8 protein-coding genes are annotated in these 6,276 nt (G+C 66.4%); 1 reads left to right on the top strand and 7 read right to left on the bottom strand.

From position 1 onward, the window contains the following. Positions 1-324 precede the first annotated feature (324 nt). A complete protein-coding gene (locus Q1V87_RS03540) occupies positions 325-564 on the bottom strand; it encodes a hypothetical protein (protein ID WP_194384079.1) in 240 nt (79 codons plus the stop codon). A gap of 88 nt (positions 565-652) precedes the next feature. On the opposite strand from Q1V87_RS03540, the gene Q1V87_RS03535 reads away from it, so the two are divergent. Continuing rightward, positions 653-1,435, top strand: a complete 783-nt coding sequence (locus Q1V87_RS03535) for an IclR family transcriptional regulator (protein ID WP_039712028.1) — start codon at positions 653-655, stop codon at positions 1,433-1,435. Positions 1,436-1,534: 99 nt separating this feature from the next. On the opposite strand, the gene Q1V87_RS03530 is transcribed toward Q1V87_RS03535, so the two are convergent. The 6 genes from Q1V87_RS03530 to Q1V87_RS03505 are packed head-to-tail and all read right to left on the bottom strand — an operon-like array spanning position 1,535 to position 6,150. Beyond that, positions 1,535-2,374 (bottom strand): aldo/keto reductase, encoded by an 840-nt coding sequence (locus tag Q1V87_RS03530; protein WP_005050739.1) that lies wholly within the window; start codon positions 2,372-2,374, stop codon positions 1,535-1,537. Then, positions 2,371-3,609, bottom strand: a complete 1,239-nt coding sequence (locus Q1V87_RS03525) for an FAD-dependent oxidoreductase (protein WP_062633832.1) — start codon at positions 3,607-3,609, stop codon at positions 2,371-2,373. The genes Q1V87_RS03530 and Q1V87_RS03525 overlap by 4 nt, the downstream gene beginning before the upstream one ends. 10 nt (positions 3,610-3,619) lie before the next feature. Beyond that, positions 3,620-3,814, bottom strand: a complete 195-nt coding sequence (locus Q1V87_RS03520) for a ferredoxin (RefSeq protein ID WP_062633830.1) — start codon at positions 3,812-3,814, stop codon at positions 3,620-3,622. Further along, positions 3,795-4,139 (bottom strand): hypothetical protein, encoded by a 345-nt coding sequence (locus tag Q1V87_RS03515; RefSeq protein ID WP_085603657.1) that lies wholly within the window; start codon positions 4,137-4,139, stop codon positions 3,795-3,797. Before Q1V87_RS03515 ends, Q1V87_RS03520 begins: the two co-directional genes overlap by 20 nt. Further along, positions 4,136-4,726: a 3-phenylpropionate/cinnamic acid dioxygenase subunit beta gene (locus tag Q1V87_RS03510; RefSeq protein WP_062633826.1), complete on the bottom strand. Its 591-nt coding sequence runs from the start codon at positions 4,724-4,726 to the stop codon at positions 4,136-4,138. The genes Q1V87_RS03515 and Q1V87_RS03510 overlap by 4 nt, the downstream gene beginning before the upstream one ends. Beyond that, positions 4,723-6,150, bottom strand: a complete 1,428-nt coding sequence (locus Q1V87_RS03505; protein WP_082802833.1) for a Rieske 2Fe-2S domain-containing protein — start codon at positions 6,148-6,150, stop codon at positions 4,723-4,725. Before Q1V87_RS03505 ends, Q1V87_RS03510 begins: the two co-directional genes overlap by 4 nt. Between the last annotated feature and the right edge of the window lie 126 nt (positions 6,151-6,276).

Raw genomic sequence — 6,276 nt, 5'->3', positions numbered from 1 at the left:
ACCATCGCCGAGCGACGGTGTATCACCCGGACGTAGAAGAGGTCGACCAGCTCTACGGTGTCCGGCTTCAGCTGGAGTCCTTAGGCGCGCGCCGGACGGTGGACGGATGCTGCGCTCCGAGATCGGCGCTTCGCGCGAGTACGGGACGCTAATGGATGCGGCGCTGGCAGTCGGTGACATGGGCGCCTGGCTGGTGGCGCACCACGCGTTCCTCCGCTGCTGCGTCGCGCGTGCAGACATCCCGTTGGGGCGGGTAGTGGACTCCTACCCGGAACGCTGCTTACACATCTATCAGTTGTGGCACCCGCAGTCGTTCGCCATCGCTCATCGCGAGTACGAGGCCGTCCTCGAGTCGATCGTCAGGCGTCCGACGCCCAGGGGATCGATCTGTCGCCGCTGGCGACCCACGAGTTCGCCTTCGACGATGCCGCCGCCGCCTTCGAGCAGTCCCGCGACGCGTCCAGCAGCCTGAAGGTCCTGCTCCGACCGTAGAGCGCCTGGGCCGTCGGGGCCGTCACAGGGAGCCACGCGGGCGGCGTGGGGTGGCACGGGCTGCAGTGGCACCGCGGAGACGATCCTCCCGCCTGTCGGGTCGGCATCGGAGCGCGCGGTGCAGGAGGAGCGCGCCCACGTTGCAAGTAAGCTTTCTGCCGTGCAGAATCGACAGCTCGGGTCGCCGGGCGATCCACCCCAGTATCCGATCGAGTCGGTCGACAACGCGCTGAAGCTGATCCTGCTGCTGGGTGAGGAGCACGAGCTGCGGCTCACGGACGCCGGTGCCCTCCTCGGGGTGGCGACCTCGACCGCGCACCGACTTCTCGCGATGCTGGCATGGCGCGGCTTCGTGCGGCAGAACCCGGTGACCAAGGCTTACGGCCCTGGCCCGGCGCTGACGACGGTGGCCTTCTCGGTGCTGCGCAGGATGGATGTCCCGAGACTGGCGCAGCCGATCCTCGAGGACCTCAGCGCCGCCCTCGGTGAGACCTGCCACCTGGGCACGCTCGAGGGCAACCATGTCCGATTCCTCGCCGTTGCCGAGCCCGATGTGGCCGTGCGCGTGGTTTCGAGACTGGGCAAGACCCTGCCGGCGCATTGCACCTCGACCGGCAAGGCGCTGCTTGCCGAGCTGAGCGACGAGCAGCTCTTCCGGCTGTACCCGGACGAGCAGCTCGAGATCGTCACACCGAACTCCATACGTTCCCGAGACGAACTCGTCGCCGAACTGGTTCGGACACGACTGGACGGTTATGCCGTGAATCGGCAGGAAAGCGAGGACGGCGTGGCGAGCGTCGCGGTCCCGGTCCACGTCTCGTCGGGACTGCGACTGGCGATCAACGCCTCCGCGCCCGTGCAGCGGTTACCGCCGGGCAAGGTCAAGTCCCTAGCGCGGTCACTGCAGGACGCCGCGATCCGCCTCGCCGAACTGTTGGGGTGAACCGGCCCGGGTCGTCGTAGCGCCCATGGATGCGCTGCGCACGCGAACACGCCGCTGATGAGCGTGGCTGCGGGAGCGACCGACCCGCCGCCGTGGGCCTCAGTGCCCGTTGGCCGGATCGTCCGGGTCGCGGGCGGCTTCTTCGCCTTGATCCAGCCCACTCAGCGTCGCCATATCCTCCGAGCTGAGCGTGAAATCGAAGACGTCGATGTTCTGCGCGAGATGCTTCTCATCGCCGGCGCGCGGGACGGGAACGATCCCTTCCTCGATGTGCCAGCGCAGTAGGACCTGTGCGGGCGACTTGTCATACTTCGACGCGATCGCGGTCACCGCGGGATCGGACAGCAGGGCTCCTCCGCGTCCGAGCGGGCTCCACGCCTCGGTCAGGATGCCGTGAGCGCGCTGGAAGCTGCGCTGTTCGACACGGGCGATGTCGACGCTGAGCTGGATCTGATCGACGTCGGGGACGACACCGGTCGCGTCGACGACGCGCTGAAGGTGGTGAGACTTGAAGTTGGAGACGCCGATCGCCTTCACTCGTCCCTCTTCGAGCAGTCTCACCAGACCCTTCCACGCTTCGACGTATCGGTCGAGGGCCGGAACCGGCCAATGGATCAGGAACAGATCGAGGTAGTCGACGCGAAGGGTCTTCAGCGATCGGTCGTACGCGCGCTGCACTCCCTCGACGCTGTGGTCCTCCTTGTTGAACTTGCTCGTGATGAAGACCTCGTCACGAGGGATGCCCGATGCACGCAGACCGGCACCGACGGCCTCCTCATTCGCGTACTTGTACGCCGTATCGAACAGGCGGTAACCGTAGCCGACCGCCTTCTCGACCATCGTTGCGCACTCGTCTCCCGTGAGTGGCCACGTGCCCACCCCGATTCGCGGGATGCGGTGACCGTGCAGGAGGGGGAGGGTGGTGTCGTCAGCTCTCATCGGGCGGCCGCCTTCGCCGGAGCCGTGCTCGAGGGCTCGAGGAGGGCGCGCAGCCGATGTATCAGCTCGTCCGCCTTCGCTCGCGAGGCGACCGAGCGGCGGGCGTCGACGAGGGCACGCGGCCAGTTCACGATGACGGCACCTTCGGCCTGCCCTTGGCTCTCGCCGTACACGACGGCGAAGCGGTCCTGCGCAGGGTCGCCCACCATCGTCCAGTGATCAGATCCGGTATGCCCGACGATCTGGATCTTCCAGTCGTACTGGTCGCTCCACACATACTCCGTCGGGTCGTAGCTGCGCAGGTCATCCGGGTGAGCGATGTTATGCGCGACAATCAGCGCCTGATCCGTCGCGCTCGTCCAGTGCTCCAACCGGATCGGGTCGGGATGCCGTCGGTTCATGAATCGTGCCACGTCGCCGATCGCATACACGTGGGAGACGCCGACGGCGGCAAGCGTGCCTTCGCAGACGACACCGTTATCCAGCGCGAGGCCCGACGACTCGAGCCACTCCGTGTTGACGACCGCTCCGATACCGAGCAGGACAGCGTCGACATCCAGCGTCGCGCCATCGGTGAGCGTGACCTGGACGCGGTCACCCGTGCGCTCGACGTTCTCGACGGAGACGCCGAAGCGTAGCTCAGCACCCTCCCTGCGGTACTTCTCCGCGAAGATACCGCCCACTTCCATATTCATCGCCCGGCCCATCGGAGCACCGATCGGTTCGATGATGGTGACCTTGACACCGGCCGCAAGCGCTGTGGCGGCCGCCTCGGCGCCGATGAATCCGGCGCCGACCACCGCGAGGTGGCGGCCCGGAACGAGCTCCTTGCGCAGCTCGTCGGCATCGGCGCGGGTACGCAGCACGTGGACGCCGGGAGTGGAAGCCCACGGGGTTCGGCGAGCTCGGGCACCCGTCGCGATGACGAGGATGTCGTAGGTCAGCTCGCTGCCGTCGGCGAGCGTCAGCGTCTTGCCGGCAGGATCCAGCTCGGTCGCGGCGACGCCGAAACGGGTCTCGACCCGCAGGCCTTCGAGCGCTTCCGCCGTCGTCAGCGCGATCTCCGGGTCGGATGCGGCGCCGCTGAGGTACTTCTTCGACAGCGGGGGACGGTCGTAGAGGGGATGGCTCTCCTGGTCCACCAGCGTGATCGCGCCGGTGAACCCCTCCGAACGAAGATTCTGTACGAGCTTGACTCCGGCGACGGAAGCACCGACGACGACGACGTGAGACATGCGAATCGGCTCAACCCTCGACAGACAGCGCCGAGACCGGGCAGCTTCGGGCGGCTTCCTCGACGCGAGTGCGCTCCGCGTCCGGCACCTCGAGCTGCAAGAGCACGACCTTGCCGTCGTCGTCGATGTCGAAGTAGTCTCCCGCGGCCACGACGCAGTTCGCGTAGCCCTGGCAGAGGGAGAGGTCAGCCTTCACCGTGGCCATGGTCATTCCTCGTTGATGATGGGTCGGGGTCGGGGAACACGGGCGCGTACGGCGACCCGATCATCGCTGAGAACGTCTGGACGGTCTGCCAGGTGAGCGCCTCCAGCTCGAGCGGGTCGAGTGCGATCCATTGTCCGGATTTCGGAGAGTCGATGAGCAGACGCGTCCCGTTGCGGGTCTCGACCCGGCTCACCGTGATCTCAGAGAACTCGTTGGCGATCGTGAGCGGCTCGCCGACGGTGCGCGCGACCAAACGTGCGCGCTCCTCGGCGGCGGCGATCGCGGCGGCCCGATCGACGTCGGCGCCTTCCCACTCCAGGGTCACAGGAAGATCGCCAGGTTCTGGGTGCGCAGCACCGACTCGTCGACGAGGATGACGCGGCGCGCGAGCTTGTACTCGCCTCCGACGTCACGGAACACATCCTCCCGGTGGGCGGAGATGATCGACGGCTCGTTCACGTCTCCTCGGCTGCGGAACAGCAGCATCGCGGAGTCGGCGAGCACCTCGCCGGGCACGTCGGTCTCGAACACCCGCACGTTGGTCACGAAGTGACGCAGCCGGGACGGAGGGTCCTCGGTCCAGGCATGCTCGGTAAGGAACCGTGCGACGCGCCGGCTGAGCGAGTACTTGTTCTCGTCCCAGTGCGCCATCCCGGGGGACGTGCTGAAGGGCGTGCCGAGTGCGGTGGTCACGCGGACGGGCATGACGTAGTGGATGTCTTCCGTCAGCATGTCCAGCCAGCTCTCATACCGCTGCTGGTCGAGAGTGTAGGCCTCTTCGACGAGCCAGCGATGGATCGTGGCGTGCAGCTCGCTCGTGAAGGGCAGGGACGAGCCCACCCGGTCGGCGAGGGTTGACGACTTGCGAAGCCGGGAGACTTCGGAAACTGCCTTGCCGGTCTCCTCGATCATCGGACCACCTTCTGACCATTGTTCGTGATGCCCGCAGGTCGGGGCTCGACATCCAGTGGCGGCTCGCCGCCGATCGACAGGGCACGGAAGTCGACGCCCTCGTACTCCGACTCCAGGTAGTCCGCCCAGCGGTGGAGCAGATGGCGCTGGTTGTACTCGCCGTAGCCCACGTGCGCGACGCCGGGGCCGGCGAACTGGTCGGGGCCGAGCGGCTCGACGACCGGCGATCCATCCTTGAGGATGCCCATGCGGCTGTTCAGGAGCAGGCGCCGCGCCATTGATCCCTTCGCCGTGTTCGTGAGCGAGACCCAGTTCTCCACGTCGTCCTGCTCGAACATGCCCGTCGACCCGAAGCACATCAGGTAGGCCTTGTACGACAGTGCCTTGAACTCCTCCGGAGCCTCAGCGTCGACCGCGAACCAGGAGTACACCTCGGTCTCGTCCTCGCTGATCGGAAGCCACGTCCGGATGGAGATGAACGGGAGCACGTCCTCGTCCGAACCCTCCTCGACCTTGGGCCAGTTGTGGACGAAGGACATGTTCGGGAAGAGCGAGGCCGCGGAGATCATGAACCCGTCGCGGCCGATGACATCGAGCTGCTCCTGAGACCAGGTCGCCTTCATCCGCTCGACCATCTCGTCCGGGTAGCCGACGTACCGCAGCCGCTCCTCGAGCGTGCCCGGCGGGAGCTTGTAGGTCGTGCCGCCTCCGTTGCCGGCCCAGTATGTGTTGCCGTCCTTGCGCTTCTCGGCCTTCGGCTCGCGGAACAGCCCGATCTCGACGACCGAGGTGTGCGTCTGGGGCGTGTGGTACATGTCGCCGGCGAAGTTCTCGGCGCCGATCTTCCAGTTCGCCTTGACGCGCCACCGCTGCGGGCCCCGGAGCTCGATGCCGCTGGGGCTCTGCCGGGTGTAGTAGTCGAGATAGAACTTGAAGTCGCCGATGTAGTCCTCGAGGCTCGGCGCATCCGGGTCCATGCTGATGAAGATCAGGCCGTTGTACATACCGAGGTTCGGCGCCGGCAGGAGCCGTGCGCCCTTTCGGCTGAACCCGGCCTCGCCGCCGTAGGCCTCCTCGTGGAAGGGGAGTCCGACGATGCGTCCGTCGTTGCGGTAGGACCACCCGTGGTACGGGCAGCGGAAGTGCGAGGCGTTCCCCATCTCGGCCCGGCAGACCTGCATGCCGCGATGCAGGCACATGTTGAAGTGGGCGCGGATCTCACCCTTCTCGTCGCGGACGATGATGAACGAGTCGTCGAGTATTCGCCGGACGACGTAGTCGCCGGCCTGAGGAATCTCGGACTCGTGGCCCACGAACAGCCAGGCGCGGCTGAAAAGGTTCTTTCGTTCGCGCGCGAAGATCTCCGCGTCGTTGTAGATGTACGCCGGTATCATTCCGCGACGGATCTCGTCGTAGATCGTCATGCTGGAAGTGCTCATCGTCGCGCCTATCCGTAGTGTAATGCTTCGACACCGCTCCGACGTCGCACGTCGAAGCGGGCCGAGGCATAGTTTCTGATGTGCAGAAATTGATTCTGCCACACACGCGCG

Source organism: Microbacterium sp. (assembly GCF_030149085.1).
Classification (GTDB): domain Bacteria; phylum Actinomycetota; class Actinomycetes; order Actinomycetales; family Microbacteriaceae; genus Microbacterium.
This window is presented reverse-complemented; position numbering and strand designations above follow the sequence as displayed.

Bases quoted from the DNA above. Each gene is read 5' to 3' on its own strand.
- Q1V87_RS03530 (WP_005050739.1), bottom strand. From the start codon at position 2,374: ATGAGAGCTGACGACACCACCCTCCCCCTCCTGCACGGTCACCGCATC.
- Q1V87_RS03525 (WP_062633832.1), bottom strand. From the start codon at position 3,609: ATGTCTCACGTCGTCGTCGTCGGTGCTTCCGTCGCCGGAGTCAAGCTC.
- Q1V87_RS03520 (WP_062633830.1), bottom strand. From the start codon at position 3,814: ATGGCCACGGTGAAGGCTGACCTCTCCCTCTGCCAGGGCTACGCGAAC.
- Q1V87_RS03510 (WP_062633826.1), bottom strand. From the start codon at position 4,726: ATGATCGAGGAGACCGGCAAGGCAGTTTCCGAAGTCTCCCGGCTTCGC.
- Q1V87_RS03505 (WP_082802833.1), bottom strand. From the start codon at position 6,150: ATGACGATCTACGACGAGATCCGTCGCGGAATGATACCGGCGTACATC.